The 19,581-nt window shown below is 50.2% G+C and carries 17 protein-coding genes; 4 read left to right on the top strand and 13 right to left on the bottom strand.

The window, feature by feature from the left end:
• Positions 1-3: 3 nt before the first annotated feature.
• From JUB14_RS10880 to JUB14_RS10835, 10 genes are all read right to left on the bottom strand, one after another.
• The gene (locus JUB14_RS10880; RefSeq protein ID WP_207505878.1) at positions 4-315 is read right to left on the bottom strand and encodes an AtuA-related protein; all 312 of its coding nucleotides are present in this window, start codon (positions 313-315) and stop codon (positions 4-6) included.
• The gene (locus JUB14_RS10875) at positions 312-1,634 is read right to left on the bottom strand and encodes an acyclic terpene utilization AtuA family protein (RefSeq protein WP_207505877.1); all 1,323 of its coding nucleotides are present in this window, start codon (positions 1,632-1,634) and stop codon (positions 312-314) included. The genes JUB14_RS10880 and JUB14_RS10875 overlap by 4 nt, the downstream gene beginning before the upstream one ends.
• A 179-nt stretch (positions 1,635-1,813) precedes the next feature.
• Positions 1,814-3,109 (bottom strand): CitMHS family transporter, encoded by a 1,296-nt coding sequence (locus JUB14_RS10870; protein WP_207505876.1) that lies wholly within the window; start codon positions 3,107-3,109, stop codon positions 1,814-1,816.
• Positions 3,110-3,122: 13 nt separating this feature from the next.
• A complete protein-coding gene (locus JUB14_RS10865) occupies positions 3,123-4,676 on the bottom strand; it encodes a carboxylesterase/lipase family protein (protein ID WP_207505875.1) in 1,554 nt (517 codons plus the stop codon).
• A gap of 82 nt (positions 4,677-4,758) precedes the next feature.
• Positions 4,759-6,384 (bottom strand): carboxylesterase/lipase family protein, encoded by a 1,626-nt coding sequence (locus JUB14_RS10860; protein ID WP_207505874.1) that lies wholly within the window; start codon positions 6,382-6,384, stop codon positions 4,759-4,761.
• A gap of 308 nt (positions 6,385-6,692) precedes the next feature.
• The gene (locus JUB14_RS10855; RefSeq protein WP_207505873.1) at positions 6,693-6,875 is read right to left on the bottom strand and encodes a hypothetical protein; all 183 of its coding nucleotides are present in this window, start codon (positions 6,873-6,875) and stop codon (positions 6,693-6,695) included.
• Positions 6,876-7,116: 241 nt separating this feature from the next.
• A complete protein-coding gene (locus tag JUB14_RS10850) occupies positions 7,117-8,496 on the bottom strand; it encodes a Gfo/Idh/MocA family protein (RefSeq protein ID WP_207505872.1) in 1,380 nt (459 codons plus the stop codon).
• 151 nt (positions 8,497-8,647) lie between these two features.
• Positions 8,648-8,995 (bottom strand): c-type cytochrome, encoded by a 348-nt coding sequence (locus JUB14_RS10845; protein ID WP_207505871.1) that lies wholly within the window; start codon positions 8,993-8,995, stop codon positions 8,648-8,650.
• Positions 8,996-9,003: 8 nt separating this feature from the next.
• Positions 9,004-10,461: a PQQ-dependent sugar dehydrogenase gene (locus JUB14_RS10840; RefSeq protein ID WP_207505870.1), complete on the bottom strand. Its 1,458-nt coding sequence runs from the start codon at positions 10,459-10,461 to the stop codon at positions 9,004-9,006.
• Between the two features lie 235 nt (positions 10,462-10,696).
• Positions 10,697-11,257: a collagen-like protein gene (locus JUB14_RS10835; RefSeq protein WP_207505869.1), complete on the bottom strand. Its 561-nt coding sequence runs from the start codon at positions 11,255-11,257 to the stop codon at positions 10,697-10,699.
• A gap of 255 nt (positions 11,258-11,512) precedes the next feature.
• Here JUB14_RS10835 and JUB14_RS10830 point away from each other — a divergent pair, with 255 nt between their 5' ends.
• From JUB14_RS10830 to JUB14_RS10820, 3 genes are all read left to right on the top strand, one after another.
• Entirely contained in the window at positions 11,513-13,150 is a 1,638-nt protein-coding gene (locus JUB14_RS10830) for a hypothetical protein (RefSeq protein ID WP_207505868.1), read from the top strand.
• 153 nt (positions 13,151-13,303) lie between these two features.
• The gene (locus tag JUB14_RS10825) at positions 13,304-14,119 is read left to right on the top strand and encodes an SDR family NAD(P)-dependent oxidoreductase (protein WP_207505867.1); all 816 of its coding nucleotides are present in this window, start codon (positions 13,304-13,306) and stop codon (positions 14,117-14,119) included.
• An 85-nt stretch (positions 14,120-14,204) separates the two neighbouring features.
• Complete coding sequence (locus JUB14_RS10820) at positions 14,205-14,687, top strand: hypothetical protein (RefSeq protein ID WP_207505866.1); 483 nt, start codon at positions 14,205-14,207, stop codon at positions 14,685-14,687.
• A gap of 52 nt (positions 14,688-14,739) precedes the next feature.
• Here the strand turns inward: JUB14_RS10820 and JUB14_RS10815 are convergent, their stop codons facing one another.
• Positions 14,740-15,039 carry a hypothetical protein gene (locus JUB14_RS10815; RefSeq protein WP_207505865.1) on the bottom strand — a complete coding sequence of 100 codons (300 nt, stop codon included), beginning with the start codon at positions 15,037-15,039 and terminating at the stop codon, positions 14,740-14,742.
• Between the two features lie 315 nt (positions 15,040-15,354).
• The gene (locus JUB14_RS10810; RefSeq protein WP_207505864.1) at positions 15,355-16,311 is read right to left on the bottom strand and encodes a threonine ammonia-lyase; all 957 of its coding nucleotides are present in this window, start codon (positions 16,309-16,311) and stop codon (positions 15,355-15,357) included.
• 230 nt (positions 16,312-16,541) lie between these two features.
• Here JUB14_RS10810 and JUB14_RS10805 point away from each other — a divergent pair, with 230 nt between their 5' ends.
• Positions 16,542-18,230: a fatty acid--CoA ligase gene (locus tag JUB14_RS10805; RefSeq protein WP_207505863.1), complete on the top strand. Its 1,689-nt coding sequence runs from the start codon at positions 16,542-16,544 to the stop codon at positions 18,228-18,230.
• A gap of 38 nt (positions 18,231-18,268) precedes the next feature.
• On the opposite strand, the gene JUB14_RS10800 is transcribed toward JUB14_RS10805, so the two are convergent.
• Positions 18,269-19,567, bottom strand: coding sequence for a serine hydrolase domain-containing protein (locus tag JUB14_RS10800; RefSeq protein WP_207505862.1), 1,299 nt, complete (start codon positions 19,565-19,567; stop codon positions 18,269-18,271).
• Positions 19,568-19,581: the final 14 nt, after the last annotated feature.

The following is a 19,581-nucleotide window of genomic DNA, read 5'->3' as shown; positions in this document are numbered from 1 at the left end:
TGCCTACAGCTCTACTTCCATTCCCAGCAGGGCATAGCTCAGGCTCTTGCCGTGGGTATCCATAGCCAGGGAAGTAGTGACCCCACCCAGCAACGCCTGCCTACACACAAACTGAAGCGCGGGCAGGTTGGGGAGTTCATAACGTTCTACTTCGCCTGCTACGATATCCTTGAGGTGCGACTTTACAGCTTCGGCCGTTACCTTCTCTTTGAGTAATGGGTAATCCTCCTCCTTGTAAGGGATCAGGGAAAGAACCAACGTATTACCCTTATCACCGGCGCGGCTGTGGGCTATATCATAGAGTTTCCTTTTCATGCTTTTCGGATGGTTACGGCTGACTGTACTTTCTCGCGTGGCAGTAGGGTTGATACTATACCCACCACTTCATAGACATACTTACGGGCTCCACCCCCACCGGCCGGGCCGTTGGTGTACAGGGCTTCCACTTCTTCGCCCACCAGAGCAGCCTCGGCAGCCGTAGCGGCTCTACCCGCTACCCTAAGGCGAATTTCGTAAGGCTCCGGCCAGGTACCTAGCTGAGTCCGGTGTACCGAAGTACTTCCAATATAATCCACTCGCAGGTTGGTAAAGCGGTCCCTTAGTCGTTCTTCGATTATACTTCCGGCCAGTTGGGCTCTCCCCAGGGCGTTAGATCCGGCGTAGGATATTTCGCCTTCGCCGATGTACCCGGCGTGGTAGCCAACGCTTACTTTTAGCTTATCTGGCTTGGCCTGTCCCCGGCCGCCGGTGGCTTCTATCTGGTCTGGACCAACTTCTTTCAAAGTAACCCCTGTAAAATCAGCCACTACATCGGGCGTAAAGTACTGGCTCGGGTCCATTACCTCGTAAAGGAGTTGCTCTTTAGCCGTTTCGAGTCGGATAGCTCCGCCGGTACCTGCCACCTTTCCAAATACTGCTCTGCCATCCTGACTCACATCCACAAAGGGATGCCCCAGATTAGCCATATCAGGAATATCTTTCTTTCCCGGATCGGCAAAGTACCCACCCGTCAACTGACCGGCACACTCCATCAGGTGACCAATGACTGTAGCCTGCCCCATCTGGTCCGGATCATCCAGCGACCAGCCCAGCTCATGCACCAGCGGTGCTACAAATAGGGATGGATCGGCAACCCGGCCGGTAATGACCACGTCGGCGCCTGATTCCAGGGCAGGTAGTATGGCATCAGTACCCATGTAGGCATTGGCTGAAATGAGCTGACCCGAATCAGCTATAGGCTGACCCGTTTCCATGGCAGTCTCTTCCCCCGTCAACTGTCTAAATACATCATCGCCGGTTATGGCTGCTACGGTCACGGAGAGGTTGAGACGATTCGCGATCTCACAGACTTTTTCAGCCGCTGCTACCGGATTAGCCGCCCCCATATTGGTGATGAGCCGAACTCCATTCTTTTTGAGTATCGGCAGCAACTGCTCTATTCGACGCTCAAGTAGAGGATCATATCCTTTTGTAGCATCCTCCCTTTTCCGCTTTTGAGCTAAGGCAATGGTACGCTCAGCCAGACATTCCAGTACCAGGTAGTCCAGTTCACCCCTTTCGGCAAGTATTACGGCCGGCTCCAGCCGGTCTCCCGAAAATCCGGCTCCGCAACCAATCCTGATTGTATCTTTCATTTTTAGTTGTTAGCTACTAGTTGTTAGTTGTTGGTTATTAGCTCTTCACTTGATTGATAAAATGATTATCTATTTTCAACTAGCTCGTTAGAAACTTCATATAATCCACTATTGAATTCCCACTTCAGCCATCTCCTCCTAACCCTTAATTACCCACAATCTGAACAAGCTAATAGCTCCTAAAAGCTAATAGCTCCCACAAGTACAGCCACAAGTAACATTACCAGTGTGACCAGAAAAGCTAACGGGATAGTCTTTCGTTGGTGGTCGCCCAAATCCACCCCCGTCAGCCCTATGAGCAGAAAGGTAGCACCGGTTAGCGGGCTTACCGGGAAGCCGGTGGTCATCTGTCCCAGGATCGCGGCCATTCCTACTTCCAGTGCACTGCCCTGAAAGTGGGTAGCGGTAGTACCTAGCAGAGGCAGGATGCCAAAGTAGAAGGAGTCCGGGTCAAACAAGAGGCTAGCCGGCATGGCTACCAACCCTGTAATCAGAGCCAGATGATTCCCCACCGAGGCGGGTATGTAAGCAACGGCCGCCTCAGCCATAGCTCCTATCATGCCCGATCCTTTGAGAATACCGGTAAAGCACCCGGCCGCAAAAAGAATACTGGCCATCAGTAGGGCCGCTTTGGCATGGGCATCAATCCGCTCACGCTGTATAGTCAGGTCCGGATAGTTGACCGTGATGGCCACGGCGAAGGCTACCATAAAGATAACATGTGGTGGAGCCAGCGCGGAAATAAGTACCGCAATGGACCCAATGACCAACAGCAGGTTAAACCACAGCAACCGGGGTCTTTCCAAATTACTACCCGGCTGCTCCGCATATGAGTCTGTTGCGGGAGAAGTCTGCGCGGGTACTTTTACAAGCGGTCTTTCCTTTACGCCCAGTACATATGCGATGACCAGAACTGTCAACAACCCACACATGACCGGAACCAGCAAAGGGTTGAATAGCTCCGTTACCGGTACCTCCAGCGCAGTAGCCGCCCGGATGGTGGGTCCGCCCCAGGGGAGGATATTCATGGTACCGGCCGCCAGTGCTACGGTAGTTGCCAGCGTAGTCCTGCGCATACCCAAGGCGTCATACAAGGGCAGCAGGGCCGGTATAGTCACCAGAAAGGTAACTGCTCCCGAGCCATCCAGATGTACGATCATAGCGAGTACGGCCGTAACTACCGTTATACGGGCAGGGTCATTCCCGGCCACTTTTAGCAGCCAGGTTATTATGGGCTTAAAAGTACCGGCATCCATCAGGATGCCAAAGAAAAGGATGGCAAAGACAAACATCACGGCCGTAGTGGCGATGGACTGAATACCATCCGTGATGAACTTTACTATCTCTGATGTAAAACCTCCCAGCAGTGCCGTTACTATGGGGACTACAATCAGGGCGACAACGGGCGAAACCCTTTTTGTCATGACCAACACAAGCAATAAAACAATGGTCAGCAGACCCAGGAATGCCAGCATGAGGTAAAACTAACTATTGATTGCCCGACATTTTCGAAAACAGAAAGTCCAGAGCGGCCTGATCAGGTATAGGTTTGGCTTCAGGCTTTTTACCCAGCTCCATAATCTGCTTCTCCTTTATAGTATACGCTGGCCAGGCAGGTACTCCTTTACCATTAGGATTACCCGTTTTGATAAAGTTGGCCCAGTAGGTCGACATAGTCTGTGCCAGTTCCCGGTCCACCGGCTCCCAGGGACGATCCACAAATTTAAGATTGTCGTAGGTATAGGGTACCTCTCCGGTATGGAAGGCACCGTACTTAACGTATTCGCCGGTAGCGGGTACTATGCGGGTAAAGCGGTAGACGTACACTTTTGACTTGTTCTGAGTAGCCTGCACATTAGCCCAGATATAGTTCTGAGTCCCGAATGTCTGGTCTCTGGATAAATTGAGTTGCGATTTGGAAGCCTCCTCATCGGTACCAGCCGGGTAGTACTTCAGGAAGGTAGGGGCATCGGCCCCGTATTGTTGTTCAGCTTGTTTCCGGAAATCAGCAGCAGTCTTGACCGGACCAAATAGCAATCCCTCGTCCTGATTCCAACCGGTCAGAAGTGTTACGTCATTTTGCATTCCGGCTGCGAATATATCGGCTACCTTGTTGGGTAATACGTAGCCATCAATGATTACCCGCATGCCCTGCCCTTTTTTTAGCAGTTCCTCAGCAGGTACATCCCGGAGTTCTTTCAATGAAGCTGTATTCAGGCTTTTTGCTACCCGCTCCCCATCCCGCTCGGCCTGCTCGAGGACCGGCATAGTGCGGCCAAAAATGGCTCCGCTCTGCGCAATGGCTTTGTTAAATAATCCTTTGGCCAGGGGTGAAGCTACCAGACAACTGACACTCATCGAACCCGCCGACTGACCGGCTATGGTCACATTGTTAGGATCGCCGCCAAAGGCCGCGATGTTTTTCTTTACCCATTGTAGGGCCGCGATCTGATCCATCAGGCCGTAGTTGCCGGAGGCATTAGTACCTGACTCCTTCGTCAGTTCCGGATGAGCAAAGAAGCCGAACGGTCCTACGCGGTAATTGGCACTAACAAATATAATTCCCTTGCGAGCCATGGCTTCCCCGTCATAGATAGGTACGGCAGTGCCTCCGCTATTAAACCCACCTCCGTAGATCCATACTAATACCGGCCTTTTTTCCTGTGCGGATTTAGCCCCGGACCAGACATTGAGGTACAGACAGTCTTCACTGATAGGCTCTTTGGGAATCAAGAATTCGGCTGACCACATGCTGAATGGGGCCGGAGTACCTTGCATCGGGCTGGGTCCAAATTGATCGGCATTAAGTATCCCCGACCAAGGCTTTACGGGCTGAGGCGCTTTCCAGCGTAGGTCACCCACCGGGGGAGCCGCGAAGGGTATGCCCCTGTATATAGCGATGCTGCCATCGGTACTTTTGGAACCTGATACCTGCCCCGCCTCCGTCTTTACTACATCCAGAGGTAAGGTTTGTGAATGAATAGCTGCCAGGGAAATTATGGTCAGACTGAGTAATGCCGGAATTCGCAAAAAGGTGAGCATAGGTGAATAGGGCTGATCAGGATTCGTTAAAACAGAATGTACCAGTCAAAAGCCTCTGACTGGTACATTCTATTGTTCTGGCTTAAAGGGAAGTCTTCGAAGCTATTTCCAGTACCTCCTTATCGTGGTGGTTTTTTACGACGCTTACATTATCGAAGATCATATTGGCACCATTTTCGGCGGTGTACTGAGGCCAGGTAGGCAGCCCCTTGTGGTTAGGGTTGCCGGTCTTGGCAAACTGGATCCAGGCCTGGCTCATTTTGTCGGCCAGAGCATGAGCCTCCTTGCCACCTCCGGTCATTTCTTCACAGCGGCTGATGTTGTCAAATACAAATGGCAGCTCCATACAGTGCATGGATTTGAAAGCGCCATCCATCACCGGTGAGTTCCAGGTAAAGAGGTACATGTACACCGGAGCAGCACCCGGTACGGCCTTCTGGCTGGCCTGACGGATAGCACCCGCCCGGAATCCTATATCAACCGATACGTAATCAGATGGTGCCTGTGCTTCGGGATACGCCTTTTTGTAAGCGGTCATATACGAGTCGGCTTTTTCACTATACATTTTCTGGAGGCTGGTTTTGGCCTCGTCCATTGTTTTTATACGTGATCCGGGACGAAAGGGAGCAAACTCGGTCTTGGTAGAGCCTACCAGCAGGGGTATATTTTTAGAAAGCGCCTGAGCCGCTGCCTCCGAAGGCTGGTACGGCAGGAAGTGACCATCCAGCGTAGGTCCCCAGCCTAGTCCCATGGCCGGTTTGCCTTCGGCTTTGAGTTGCTCACCTACCTTACGCATAGCTACTTTGCTGGCCGCATTGAGGTGCTCGTAAGAGATCTTCTGCAGCGAATCAGCCTGATTAGGCTTTAGTCCCAGTTCTTCCAGCATAGCCGCGCTCACACGCTGCCCCATAGCCGGCTCATTGAAGTTCTGGATGTAGCTACCACTCTGCACGATGGCTTTATGGAACAGTCCTTTGGCCGAGGGCGCGTTCATCAGGGAAGTTACTTTTCCTCCCCCACCCGACTGACCAAAGATGGTCACGTTGTTGGGGTCTCCGCCAAACTGAGCAATATTATTCTTCACCCATTCCAGCGAAGCTACCAGGTCCATCAGACCCGCGTTAGCTGAGTTTTTGTACTTATCACCATAGGCTGACATATCCAGGAAGCCCAGCAGGTTGAGGCGGTGGTTTACGGTCACGACTACCACGTCACCTTTGCGGGTCAGGTTAGCACCATCGTAGGATGGCAGCTCAACGGATGACCCCGCCGAAAATCCTCCACCATGGAACCACACCATCACGGGACGTTTCTTACTATCATTGATACCCGGCGACCATACATTCAGGCTCAGGCAGTTTTCGTTGGTATAGCCCCAGTTGTGCTGGAACACGAATTCAAATTCGTCATTGACGGTAGTAGTCACATCGGTCGGACAAACCGGCCCGTACGAAAGCGAACTACGTACACCCTGCCATGCATCGGGCTTTTGAGGAGCCCTGAACCGCTCCGCCTTGGCGTAGGGAATCCCTTTGAAGGTATAGGTACCGTTTTGCTGGTAGCCACGGAGCTTACCATACTCGGTAGTAACAATGGCTTGCTCGGCACTGACCTGGATGGGTGACGAAGATGTAGCGGGCTTCTGAGCCACACTTGCCAGGGGTACCATCAGTACCATCATAGCCATAAGGGATTGTCTGCTTGTCATGAATATGGGATAAGAGTTATAGAAACAGTTGGTACCATTAAATATAGTACTATTGCTACATTTAATGTAATATATACGCAATGATACTACTATTATACATTATGTCAAATTAACACACAGCATTTGTTGAATTTTTTATTTCATCTGTCGACTGTTTTCCAATTCAAGACTCAAGCCTTGTAGCAGTAGAAACAACAGAAAGCGCGTAGCCCCTGCTACGCGCTTTCTGTTGTTTGTCTCGTACTTGAATAAGAGCTCTTTAAGTTGCTGTAATACTACTACAACTTAGCAGACTACGCTCTATCTCATTAATTCAGGAAATACACAAATGTCGAGAAAGAAGGATTCTCGAGTAGGTGGTCCAGCAGATTCCTCTGCTTTGGAAGGCAAACCAACTGTACTACTTTTCGATGCCGGGTTACAATACCGTGCATACTTCTACTTGATTCGCCCGACAATACACAGTCGCGGGTTAACAAAGGGCGCTTCATACTTTTTTAAGATAAAGGAGGATTAACGTATTATGGGTACTAAATTATTTATAAATTATGAATATCCTATCAAACGCAAATTATAATTTTTCTAATACATAAGTTCAAAGAACATTATGGTAAGAAATCTTTAATAAGCAATATATTTCATATTTTATTTACAAATATTCTCTGTACCTGTCATAAAAAAAGCGGAGCCTCCTTGTACAAGGAGGCTCCGCTTTTACAGTTGTTTCTAAATTTATGAAATTCTCGGTTCCCAGCCCTGGGCATACTCACGCCCCCACAGCTTCATAGCTTCCTTATCAGCTATACGTCCCGTCTTGGTATCTACTTTGAATTCTTTACCCGTACGAGCCGAGATATTAGCCAGGTGGCACAGGTGCGTACTCTTGGCTCCCTCGTCGATGGGTGAATTAAGCTTAGCCTTTCCCCGAATAGCGTCAAAAAAGTTTACTACGTGCAGGGTCGACATATCACCGCCACCACCCAAGGCAGTACCGGCTTCTTCACCTTTTGACTTATTACTCTTAATGAGCTTGCCACCGCGGTCATACAGTTTATAGCCACCGCGATCTACATAGACAGTACCGTTGGTACCGTAGATGATGGTCCCCCGGTCGCTGCCGTAGGTATTGTAGGAGTTGCGGCTCTTGCCATCCCACTGGATGATCTTGTTCTCGGGGAATTTGAAAGTCGCCAGCATGGTATCGTACATGGTCCAGCCGTCATTGGGGAAATAACGCTTATCAGCCTCTACTGTGACGAACTCAGGATAGTCCTCCTGCAGAGCCCAGCGCGCTACGTCCAGCTCGTGGGTCGCATTGTTACCGGCTTCGGCGGTACCGTAGTCCCAGCCGTACCAGTGCCAGTTGTAGTCCCAGGTCTCACTGGTATAGTCGCGGCGCGGAGCCGGTCCCTGCCACAGTGCCCAGTCCAACCCTTCGGGTACGGGCGCTTTCTGTTGCTGAGGTACTTCACCCCGACCGCTTGAATAAAACGCGATGGCCTTGAAGGGCTTTCCAATGACACCGTTATGGATTTCTTTGACAATTTCGATGGACTCAGGAGCCGAACGCTGCTGATTTCCCATCTGAACTACCTTATTATATTTCTTCTGAAAATCTACCAGCATTTCACCCTCTTTAGGGTTATGGCTGCAGGGTTTCTCTACGTATACATGCTGCCCCGCCTGCATAGCCAGACAGGCCCCCGGGGTATGCCAGTGGTCGGGCGTAGCGTTAAATAGTGCGTCTACCTGTTTATCGGCAATTACTTTACGAATATCATTCTCAAGCTTTGGCGTATTATCGACCATCTTGGACAACTTCTTACCGGCAGCATCGCGCTGTTTTTTCATCACATCGCACAGGTACACCAGTTCCACATTATTGGGTTTATGAGCGATGGCTTCGAGATACGCTCCGTAGCGACGACCCAGACCGGCAATGGCTACTCCTATACGATCATTGGCTCCAATGATTTTTGTATAACTTTTAGCGGACATACCGGCGGTGGCGGGTATTCGGTTGGCCATACTATTAACAAGGCTTCCGCTTACCGCTACACCGGCAGTACCCAATGCCAGATCTTTAATAAACTTCCTTCTGTTGTCTTTCATTTTGTATAGAATAGGTAGTAACTTTTAACATTCGTCAAAGGCTGCTCCGTCCATTATTAGATGGATAGTATAAGCACCTTTATACTATAAAGACGAAATGTACACTTTTTACCACCCTTCGGGAAGTTTATTTTTAATAAGTCACCCCTACTTAGTAGTGTTTCCAGGCCTTGCGGTATTTGGAGATATCATGCAGATCCTCTTTAGAGATCTCGTCACGCTTGAAACCTGGCATCACTCCCAGGCCGTGTCGCATCTGGAACCGCTTGATAAACTGGGGTGCCGGAACGGCATTCAGTGAGGGTCCCAGACCGGCTTCACCGGACGGATGACACTTCTGACAGTTGGCCATATATACCCGCTCGCCATTGGCGATACTGGCGTTGGTTGGTTTAAAGAATTCATTTTTGATGGGCTCGGACTTACGGGCCGCACAACCGGCAACCACTACACACCATACTACCAAAGCCACGCCCAGGGCTACTAATCTTATATTCATTTTCATAATTACTTCCGGGTTATTTTCCAGATTACGCCACTGCCGGGCTTAGGCTCTGATCCTGCCTTCGTTACTTTCATTACACCAAAGTCTACCAGGTACAGAGTATTCCCGCTAGGGTCAAACTTGGCCGAAACGGGTCTTTCCAGTCCGCCGCTTTCGAGCCAGCTAGCCGGACCGTTACGTTTGCCTTTGTTAACAGCAAAGTCTCTGATAACACCGTTCTGAACATCTACCCGCACTAGTTTATACCCCACCGGTGCCAGTACTTTACCGACCTCTGGAGCCATATCACCAAACTGTGCTACAAAGGCTTCGCCTTCAAACCCAAAGGTGGAACTCCGGGAAAAATCAAACCCAATGGAGGAGGAATGAACGCCGAGTATAGCGGCTGGCTTGGGAGGCTGATTGGGATAGCGTTGCAGGATAGGTTTAACCTGTCCCTGACCCGGTGGCGCAAATTCTTCGTCGTCGCGGATTGGTTTACCGGCGGAGAAGTCGGGCCAGCCGTACCACATACCTTCTTTAATCTCCCAGAGTACATCACCACTCCCCCATACAGGTCGGCTTCCCCTGACGTCGTAGTTATTTTCGGTGATGTATAGCCTGCCATCATTTGAGAAAGCCAGTCCAAAGGGATTGCGGAGTCCCCAGGCTACGAGTTCCATCTTGCCTCCGGCGACGGGTACCCGCATGATAGCTCCCGAACAGGGAATACTGCCTTTGATGATCTGGCCGGGGTACGTTGTGGTATTATAGGGTGAATAAGCTCCGGTTGTGGCTTTGGTGGTGGAATCTTTCAGGACGTTGGGTGTTTCGAAGTTGAGACCACTCAGTACCACATCCTGGCAGGGTATATCGTGAAAGCGGGGCTCGCGCTTGAGCCAGCCATACTTGTAGTTATCTACCCCTACTACTCCCGAGTTGGTAGCCGTTCCCAGCCCAAAGTACACATACCCATCCCTGATTACCGGGCCATTAGTATGGTGGTCACCCAGGGTAGGTAACTTATCTACCAGGGTAGCGATGGCTCCGTCGGGTGCTATACGCAGGATCTTACCCCCTTCCATGGTACCCCCCTCGGCTACATAAAAGTTGCCATCGTGGTAGGAAATACCGGACCAGGGGCCATTGCGCGTACCGGTAGCGACTACCGTGCGGGTACCATTGTTATCAATCCGGATCAGCTTGGGTTCGGTCCATACTTCACCGTAGGAGTACCCCGACTCAAGGACGTGTAGTCGGTTCTGGCTGTCAAAGGCTACGGCGGTGGGAAAGGTAAAATCGCGGGCTACGGCCTCAATGGTATAGCCGGGGGGAAGCAATACATCAGCCGGATTGATGTTTCTTTCCTGAGTAATAGATTTGATTTGTCCGCCTCCGTTGGAAGGCCTCATACTGTAACAACCGGTAAGTACTGAAAATATAGCGGCTGGTAATGCCAGGCGAAGGAAATACTTTCTCATTATCAATATGATGAAATAAAACTTTGTTTACTTCATCCTCCACAAAAGCATGCCAGCCTACCAATTAGTTAATCCTTTACACTTAATCTTTTCTCCATGACTTACTCACCAGGTACCTGACGAACAGGCATCAATAAGTCATAAACTACAGTAGTAGTAAGTACTAATACTATGTATAAAAAAAAGCCAAAGCCCCGGATGGAGCTCTGGCTTTGAAAGGATATTTTTTTAAAGATTAGAGCGGAAGATTATATGCTTTGGCTACTTCCAGATAATTTTTGTAGTCAACATCGGCGCTCAGGCGGGCATTCTGCGCCGGTACCAGTACTACGCGGATATCAGTAGCCGTTTCTTTTCCTTTCATGTCAGCCGAGTACACGACTACCTTCATTTGTTTGCCTTCCATCCGATAAGCAAATAACATAGTACCCAGTCGGCCATTGTTGAGAGGTACCACACCCGGTACCGGAAACCAGAAGTCAGCGCTCTTATAGTAGCAAAGTACCATCCCTTTTTCTACGGAGGCCAGGTTAGCTACTGACGAAAGATCAAAACTCAGGTTGAAATGAAGTTCATTATCTGACTCTACCTGCCCTACACTAAACTGCATGGCTCCTGCAGTATCTCCCTTATCACCTTTTGCACCAGTGGCTCCGGTAGCACCCGTAGCTCCGGTGTCGCCCTTCTCGCCTTTGTCGCCTTTGTCTCCCTTGGTACCAGCAGGACCGGCAGGACCCGCCACACCGGCTACGCCCTGAGGGCCTATTTCACCTTGCTTGCCCTTACAGGAGGCCATAACCACAAGTGCAGATAATAATACAGAATAGAGGATTGGTTTTAACATAAAGTGTAGTGTTTAGTGAGAAGGATATATAAGTAAGATTTACTAGCAAATACCACACCGGGATTTGCAGTTGCAGCAAATTTTACCAAATTCGCTCCCTGAAATCAAAGCCATGTATCTTTAACCTCTATCTTACAGATGACTACACCAGTACCTCGTCCATTTTTTACTTTTTTACAGTGCTTTTCCACCTGTTTGCTACTCCTGTTGTCTGGTGCTGTTCTAGGTCAGGGAGGTGATCTGGTCCGTCATCTGGAAGAGCTGAAAAAGCAGTTGGGAGAAGTAAAAGCCGACAAGAAGACTTATCGGCAGGAAGTCAGCTATACCCCTGAACAGCCTTATCGACTGAATATACTGACCGAAGAAACCGACAGCAAAGGAAAAAGCATCAAAAGGAGAGCGGTACTGAACCTGGGTGCGATGGACAAAAATCTGGTGGGGCGCGAAAACTCCAAAGATCTCATGTGGGTCAGTGCCCGTTCGGGTAGCCTGCCGGTTATCAAAACGTACGAAGATGAAGTTCTGGGTGACTACTCCAGCGTTCTGGAACTGTATTGCAAAGATGTGGACAATGCCCGTGCCGTTGAAGAGGCCCTTAAGGCTGCCATTCCGCTGGCCGATGCGGCCTGGCGCAAAACCATTTCACTCCCAACCGAACTACCGGCTCTACGTAGCTGGCTAGTAGCTCATGTACAGAATATAGACGCGGGAGATGTAACCCTCAAGCAGGCACTCGTACTTGACGACAAGCACCCCGCCCAAACCTGGCTTACTTTCGAAGAGTATGACAAGAAGGGGTTAAAGAAGGCGGAGAAGTTTGGCTGGGACCTGGGCGATCTGCACGAGCCGTCGGTAAAAGCTCAGGTACGCCGCAAGCAGGTTATGGTAGAGGCTGACATACGGCAAAAGCAGGAATTCGTTAGTGTGGAGCAGGATGGTAAGAAGAATGGCTTCGCGCGTACAGTATCCATAGCTACCGAAGATGTAGACCAGGCACAACTCTTGGTACTGGCTCTGCAAACCGCCATCCCACTGGCCCGTACTGCCTCCGAGCATACCCTTCCCAAGGCCACCAGCCTGCAGGATGGACTGCACAAACTGAGCCAGTTGGTCCAGAACTTCACCATCAATCAGGAGAATCACGAGCAGTCGCTTACGGCCGCCCAGGTAGCTACCTACTCGCACCGTACCGCCAAGGAAAAAGGCACAACCGAAGAGCAGTACATCTTCAACTTCGCGGATCTGTCGGAGCCATCGGTATCGATTGAAACTTCTAAACAGGTATTTCTGGTGGAGGCCACTACCGCCGGTAAGCAATCACTCATTGAAGTACGTAAGGACGGGGAGCAGCAAAACTACACCCAGAAACTGGCCCTGCAGGCACCTGATCTGGCCACCGCCAAGCAGATGCAGCACCTGTTGAGGTATATTATTAAGTCTTCTTCTAACAAAGAGGCACCGCACGACCTGGCGTGGCTACGTACCTCATTGGCAGGATTTGACGAACGTCAGGTAGGGGTACAGCAAAAGCTGGAAATCCGGGAAGGAAGTACCTGCAAAGTGGCCCTCTCTGTCCGTAAAGAGAGCAACAAGAAAGTAGATGAGTACCTGTATGAATTTAATCTGTACGATATAGATGCGGACAAAGTTTCGCTGAAGGTGAAAGGCAAAAATGTAGAGGTGGCTGTTCCGACCCGCTTCGGAGAAGAACTGATCAAGGAATACACCAACGGCGACAAAATCAAATACGCGAAGGAAACAACCTTTGCCGTACCCGGAATCGCAACCGGTAAGTCTGTAGTAGCTACCCTCCAGAAACTAGTACGTGACTGTCCCAAGAAGTAACGGTTTAAGCATATACCAGTATTCTCTACCCCGCCTTAAAGCAAGCGGCAGATCTTCCGATCTGCCGCTTTTTCTTTTATCAATCCATAACCATAATCTACATCAGGCGGTTAGCTACTCAACTGATTTATTCAACATCTATTATATACCATCATGAACTTATCGATTTCAGGAAGAACGGCAGTGATTACGGGAGGTGACTCAGGTATAGGCCTGGCTACCGCTAAGATACTAGCCGACGAGGGGGTAAATATAGTACTCACAGACAAAACGCAGGACAAACTGGATAAGGCTTCCGAGGAGTTGAAGGCTCACACCAAGGGTCGCAGTAAAGTAGTGGCTATAACGGCGGACCTGACCAAAAACGAGGAGGTACTCCAACTGGCTGCCCAGGTGCAGGAACAGTTTGGCGGAGTAGATATTCTTATCAACTGCGCCGGAGCCAGGGGTGCCGCCGGCGATTTTATCAGTCTCAGCGATGACGACTGGCTGAAAACCATTGATATAGATCTGATGGGAGCGATACGGGTATGCCGGGCTTTTATCCCCCAGATGCAAGCCCGGGGCTGGGGTCGTGTGGTACTGGTATCTTCCGAAAACGCCTTACAACCCTACGAAGAAGAAAGCCCCTACAACGCCTGCAAGGCTGCCATTATCAACCTCACCAAGTGCCTCTCCCGGGCTTACTCCTACGATGGTCTGCTGATCAACTGCGTATCGCCCGCTTACGTGGAGACTCCCATGACCAACGCCATGATGGAAGAACTGGCCAAGGAACGAAACTCCTCCGTAGAAGAAGTAGTAGACTGGTTTCTGAAAAACAAACGCCCCCACATAGCGGTACACCGGCGCGGACAGCCCGAGGAGGTAGCCGCAGTGATTGCCTTCCTTAGTTCTGAGCTGGCCAGCTACGTCAACGGCAGTAACTACCGAGTAGACGGCGGCTCGGTGGAGTCAGCCTTTGGCTAAGTAATAGCGGAGAATTAGGGACCAGTAGCAGGAATATTGGGCTAATCCATTAATTTGAGCCGCTAATCCTCTATCAGCTCAACGTATGAAAACCCAACTGCTACTGCCCCTGCTAGTCTCCGTGCAACTGTTCGTGAGTTCCGCCTCCACCCATTCTGCTCTATCAGTGTCCGGGGCCGACTGTCCGGGCATCGAAACCACTACCTCCGAAGGCTCTACGATTACCCATTCGCCCATTGAGGAATCGATGTACCTTGCGCGGGTGATCAAGGGGAAAGATACCACCTACGTGACTACCATCCGGGTAGCAGGAGCGAAGGCTCTCAGAAAACCCAAAGTAGCCAAACTATATCTGCATGATCATAAGCCGCTCCGGCTGGATGGCGAACTTGACTACCACATCCAGGATGGCAGGCATGTATACACCTACACAGCCTTATTAGACCGCGGTACAGTGGCTCTGTTGGGTACTAACCCAATCAAAGCCCTGGAAATCGATGACTATAAGGAAGATATTGTAAAAAAGAAATCGGAAAGGTTTCAGGAGTATGCCAAGTGCTTATTCTAACCTAACTAACGAATAAACAGCTGATGTACTGCTCCTGATAAAGCTTTGTACTCTAGTTTCCGTTTGAGCCGTTAGACTTGGTGATATCCCCGGAGCGAATAAATCTTCCTTCCGGAAAGGTATCAGCCAACAACTCCGAGAAATGCTTTGCTTTTAACAGGTTATATACCGCGTCTCTTTCTTTTTTAGATTCAAATGACCACGATGCTACCTGCGTCGGAATCTGCACCATGATTTTTTTGTAGAATTCGATGCAGTACTGGTGATTGTTGGTATCAATCAGCGTGATGGTATCAACGCTATCCAGATTCACTGCTTGATTTTGGCCGGGGCAACTAACAAATGTAGCCATACGACAGGTATTCTTAGTTGTACTTATGTTTGGAATAAAATGGAACCTCAAATATAAATTTCAACTCATTTCATCGCAATACTAAATGCCTTGACAGGTATGTTTAACTTTTTATAATATAAAATAAAGAAGGATTAGTCCAACCTGAGAACTTCACAACTTTAAGCATAAACTATACCATTTTTCATACAACTACCTCTTAAAAAAAATGTTTGTATACTCCGCTATGTGTCAACAAGATACCAAGCATAAAGCCTGAGCTAACCGCTCAGGCTTTATCTGTTTCAAACCGTCCAACTACACCTTTACTGATGGTTAGAAGGGAAGCTTTCCGAGGTCAACATTTCCCCCTGTCAGTACTATACCTACCTTCTTACCGGCAAACAAGTCTTTATGCTTCATCAAGGCAGCGAAGGGTACGGCTCCCGAGGGCTCAACCACGATCTTCATACGCTCCCAAAGCAGGCGCATGGCTGCCACGATCTCCTCGTCCGACACGATCAGTATCTCCTTTACGTGCTCTCTGATGATGGCCAGGGTCTTGTCACCAAGCGGGGTCAGCAACCCGTCCGCGATGGTTTTCACAAAGGGTGCCCGCTCTATTTGTCCCGATTTGAAGGAAAGAATGGCATCAGCCGCTCCTTCGGGCTCACCGGCGATCACCTCAGTTGTGGGCGAGAAGTAGTGCGCAGACAGGGCCGTTCCACTCAGGAGCCCTCCACCACCCACGGGTGCCATCAGTACATCCAGGGTATCCTCTACCTGTTCCAGTAGTTCCTTAGCGGCAGTAGCCTGTCCAGCTATAACCCGGTAGTCATTAAACGGGTGAATAAAAGTCGCGCCCGTATGCGCTACGATCTTCTGCACGGCTGCCTCCCGGTCTTCGGGGGTGTTGGGGCAGAAGGTGATCTCAGCACCATAGCCCAGTACAGCGTTGATCTTTACTTTGGGCGAGTTGTCAGGCATCACGATGTATGCTTTGGCCCCCACCTGACGGGCCGCGTAAGCAATAGCCTGCGCATGGTTACCCGACGAATGAGTAGTAATGCCGTTGGTGCGTTCGGATTCCTGTAGCGAGAGCACTGCGTTGATTCCCCCGCGTGCTTTGAAAGCACCGATCTTCTGAAAATTCTCACACTTAAAGTAGACTTCCACGCCACACTGCTGGTTGATGGTGCTATTGGTGAACACAGGGGTGCGATGAATGTAGTGGCGAATCAGCTCATGAGTTTGCTCTATAATGGCCTGCGAAGGAAAGGTTTCAGGAGTCATAATGGTAATATAAATAGAATTAAAAGTATTTTAGCTACTGTCCGTCTGCTGCCTGTCTGGAAGTACTGGTTGCAGACAAAATAAGCTGAACCAGACCGGCTTCCAGCCGGGAGCACGGGCCATCAGGGACGCAAGTATAGGTAATAAATTAGCTATTTAAGAAAACCAAATCCTTTAAAAGCTATTACAACATATACCTTCTTAGTTATTCACCCTTAATGTACTGATGTATGATCCAAACCAAACTGATACCCCGTACCGAATCAGCCTATGAGCAGCCCCTGCTGATCAAGACCATACTGGCTCAGAGCCTGCGCTACAATCCCCAGCGCCGCATCGTGTACCGCGATTTGTTCTGGATGGATTATATTGAATTTAATAAGCGGGTACGCCGGCTGGCTCATGTACTTGAGGAGCTGGGCGTACAACCGGGCGAAACCGTAGCCGTCATGGACTGGGACAGTCACCGCTACCTGGAGAGCTTCTTTGCCGTCCCCTGCTATGGCGCAGTACTCCATACCATTAATGTGCGCCTCTCACCCGCTCAGATCCTCTATACCATCAACCACGCCGAAGATAAGGTGCTGCTGGTACACGAAGATTTCCTGCCCATTATGGAAGCCATCAAAGATCAGATCACTACGGTGCAGAAGTTTGTCATCCTGAGCGATAAGGTATACGGCTCTGAAAAACCGCCCCTGCCCACTACCTCGTTTGAGGTGGCCGGCGAGTACGAACAGCTCCTGAAAGGGGCTTCTGACCAGTACGACTTTCCGGATTTCGATGAGAATACCATGGCTACAACTTTCTATACAACCGGCACGACGGGTAACCCCAAAGGGGTGTACTTCTCGCACCGGCAGTTGTTTATGCACACCATGGGACTGGTCACGTTCTTTTGTGGGTACCAGGCACTACCCTTCACCCATCAGGATGTATACATGCCCATTACGCCCCTGTTCCATGTACACGCCTGGGGCTTCCCCTACGCAGCCACCATGCTCAATAATAAGCAGGTATACCCGGGCCGGTACGAACCGGAGATGCTCCTGAAACTGCTCATCAAGGAGGAAGTAACGCTGTCGCACTGTGTACCTACCATCCTGAATATGCTGGTCAATAGTCCGGTGGTACAGCAGGTAGACCTCAGCCGCTGGAAGGTGATCATCGGGGGCTCGGCCCTTACCCGGGGCCTGGCCAAAGCAGCCCTTAAGCTGGGTATCAATGTATCGCAGGGATACGGTATGTCCGAAACGGCTCCGATCATGTCGGTAGTACATCTCAACGACGAGCAACTGGATCTATCGATGGATGACCAGCTAGACTACCGTACCAAGGCCGGTAAGATAGCTCCCTTTGTGGACCTGCACCTGGTGGACGAGCAAGACAACTTCCTGCCTCACGATGGGCACACGCTGGGTGAAGTAGTGGCCCGCGGCCCCTGGATGACTCAGGGCTACTACAAAGAGCCGGAAAATTCGGAAAAGCTCTGGCGAAACGGCTGGCTCCATACCGGCGACGTGGCCACTATCGGTCCCGACTACTACGTGGCTATTGCCGACCGGGTCAAGGATGTGATCAAATCAGGAGGGGAATGGGTGTCTTCACTTGATATAGAAAATCTGATATCTCAGGTCGAGGGGGTGGTCGAAGTAGCCGTAGTAGGCCTACCCGATACACGATGGGGTGAGCGTCCCCACGCGCTGGTGGTGGTAAAACCGGGCTATACCGATGAGGTTACTCCCGATAGTATCAAAGACTCCATTCAGGACCGGGTAGAATCCGGCGAACTGAATAAGTGGTACGTGCCGGATCGGATCGTATTTGTCAAAGAAATACCGAAGACCAGCGTCGGAAAGATCGACAAGAAAAAAATTCGAAGCGAGATGCAGGATACAATCAATGGCACTTCTCACTAAAAGGAACAGCCCACGACTAAGGACGTGGGCTGTTTTGGTTAATCTAACTGGGTGATAGCCTGATAGACCAGTACCCTGAACTTCTCCCCCAGATCCACATAGGGATTGGGGTACTTCTGAGTCATCATTACCGCTACAATTCCCTGCTCCGGATCAGCCCAAAAAGTAGTACCGTAGATACCGTTCCAGTCGAGCGAACCGGCCGAGGGTGGTAACCGGACGGCCTCCCGCTCGGTAGCTATCGAAAATCCCAGGCCAAATTTCTTATAGATCAGGTTCATATCTCCAATCTGATTGGAGGTCATCAGCTTTACGGTCACCGGTCCCAAAACACGTTTCCCGTTGAACTCTCCTCCGTTCAGGATCATCTGCAGAAAGATCGCATAATCATAAGCGGTAGAGACCAACCCGGCCCCACCGGAGTAGTAAGTACTTTTTTCCAAAGGGAAGTTGGGATAGAAGCCGTAGCCGGTTTCGGCAAGGGTAGTACCTCCTTCGTCATATTCGGCAAAAAGGGTGCTCAGCCGCGAAGCTTTATCTTCGGCTAGATAAAAGCCGGTATCCTTCATTCCCAATGGCTCAAAGATACGCTCCCGCATAAACTGGTCCAGTGGCTTCCCCGATACTACCTCCACCAGGAACCCCAGTACGTCGGTGTTGAGGCCATAGGTAAATCGCTTGCCCGGCTGGTGCATGAGAGGCAGCGTAGCTAGTCGGTTAATTACATCCTTAAGCTTGTAATGCGGAGTACCTATACCGCTGGGTATATCATGTTTGGCATAAATTGCAATGGCCTCCACCCTGCCGATTTCGGGATAACTCAATCCCGAGGTATGCGTCAGCAGGTCACGGATGGTAATCTCACGGCTGGCAGGTACCGTAGTATAGGTCGTATCAGCCGCATTAAAAGTATCCAGTACTTTGGGCTGCTTGAATGCTGGGATGTACTTCGACACCGGATCATCCAGAAGAAACTTCCCCTCTTCGTGCAGCATCATGACAGCCGTACTCGTAATAGCTTTGCTCATTGAAGCGATCCGAACTATCGCATCCTTTGGCAACCTCACTTTTCTTTCCAGATCATTATAGCCAAAACTTTTATGATACACCAGCTTCCCATGCCGCATCACCAGTACCACCGCCCCCGGATAAAGTTGCTTCTCTACGTACTCCTTCATCACTGTATCAATACGCTGCAATCTGTCGGTGCTCATCCCTACACTTTCGGGCGAAGCCTCATCCAGGGGCTGGTCCGATACTACGTAGTACAAGGCAATGCCCAACGCCAGCAAAAAAAACAGCAACAGACTTCTACGCGGAGTAAGACTATACTTCATAAAGGGTGGGTACT

The organism is Telluribacter humicola (assembly GCF_017355935.1).
Classification (GTDB): Bacteria; Bacteroidota; Bacteroidia; order Cytophagales; family Spirosomataceae; genus Telluribacter; species Telluribacter humicola.
This window is presented reverse-complemented; position numbering and strand designations above follow the sequence as displayed.

Bases quoted from the DNA above. Each gene is read 5' to 3' on its own strand.
- JUB14_RS10880 (WP_207505878.1), bottom strand. From the start codon at position 315: ATGAAAAGGAAACTCTATGATATAGCCCACAGCCGCGCCGGTGATAAG.
- JUB14_RS10875 (WP_207505877.1), bottom strand. From the start codon at position 1,634: ATGAAAGATACAATCAGGATTGGTTGCGGAGCCGGATTTTCGGGAGAC.
- JUB14_RS10870 (WP_207505876.1), bottom strand. From the start codon at position 3,109: ATGCTGGCATTCCTGGGTCTGCTGACCATTGTTTTATTGCTTGTGTTG.
- JUB14_RS10865 (WP_207505875.1), bottom strand. From the start codon at position 4,676: ATGCTCACCTTTTTGCGAATTCCGGCATTACTCAGTCTGACCATAATT.
- JUB14_RS10860 (WP_207505874.1), bottom strand. From the start codon at position 6,384: ATGACAAGCAGACAATCCCTTATGGCTATGATGGTACTGATGGTACCC.
- JUB14_RS10855 (WP_207505873.1), bottom strand. From the start codon at position 6,875: ATGAAGCGCCCTTTGTTAACCCGCGACTGTGTATTGTCGGGCGAATCA.
- JUB14_RS10850 (WP_207505872.1), bottom strand. From the start codon at position 8,496: ATGAAAGACAACAGAAGGAAGTTTATTAAAGATCTGGCATTGGGTACT.
- JUB14_RS10845 (WP_207505871.1), bottom strand. From the start codon at position 8,995: ATGAATATAAGATTAGTAGCCCTGGGCGTGGCTTTGGTAGTATGGTGT.
- JUB14_RS10840 (WP_207505870.1), bottom strand. From the start codon at position 10,461: ATGAGAAAGTATTTCCTTCGCCTGGCATTACCAGCCGCTATATTTTCA.
- JUB14_RS10835 (WP_207505869.1), bottom strand. From the start codon at position 11,257: ATGGCCTCCTGTAAGGGCAAGCAAGGTGAAATAGGCCCTCAGGGCGTA.
- JUB14_RS10825 (WP_207505867.1), top strand. From the start codon at position 13,304: ATGAACTTATCGATTTCAGGAAGAACGGCAGTGATTACGGGAGGTGAC.
- JUB14_RS10820 (WP_207505866.1), top strand. From the start codon at position 14,205: ATGAAAACCCAACTGCTACTGCCCCTGCTAGTCTCCGTGCAACTGTTC.
- JUB14_RS10815 (WP_207505865.1), bottom strand. From the start codon at position 15,039: ATGGCTACATTTGTTAGTTGCCCCGGCCAAAATCAAGCAGTGAATCTG.
- JUB14_RS10810 (WP_207505864.1), bottom strand. From the start codon at position 16,311: ATGACTCCTGAAACCTTTCCTTCGCAGGCCATTATAGAGCAAACTCAT.
- JUB14_RS10805 (WP_207505863.1), top strand. From the start codon at position 16,542: ATGATCCAAACCAAACTGATACCCCGTACCGAATCAGCCTATGAGCAG.
- JUB14_RS10800 (WP_207505862.1), bottom strand. From the start codon at position 19,567: ATGAAGTATAGTCTTACTCCGCGTAGAAGTCTGTTGCTGTTTTTTTTG.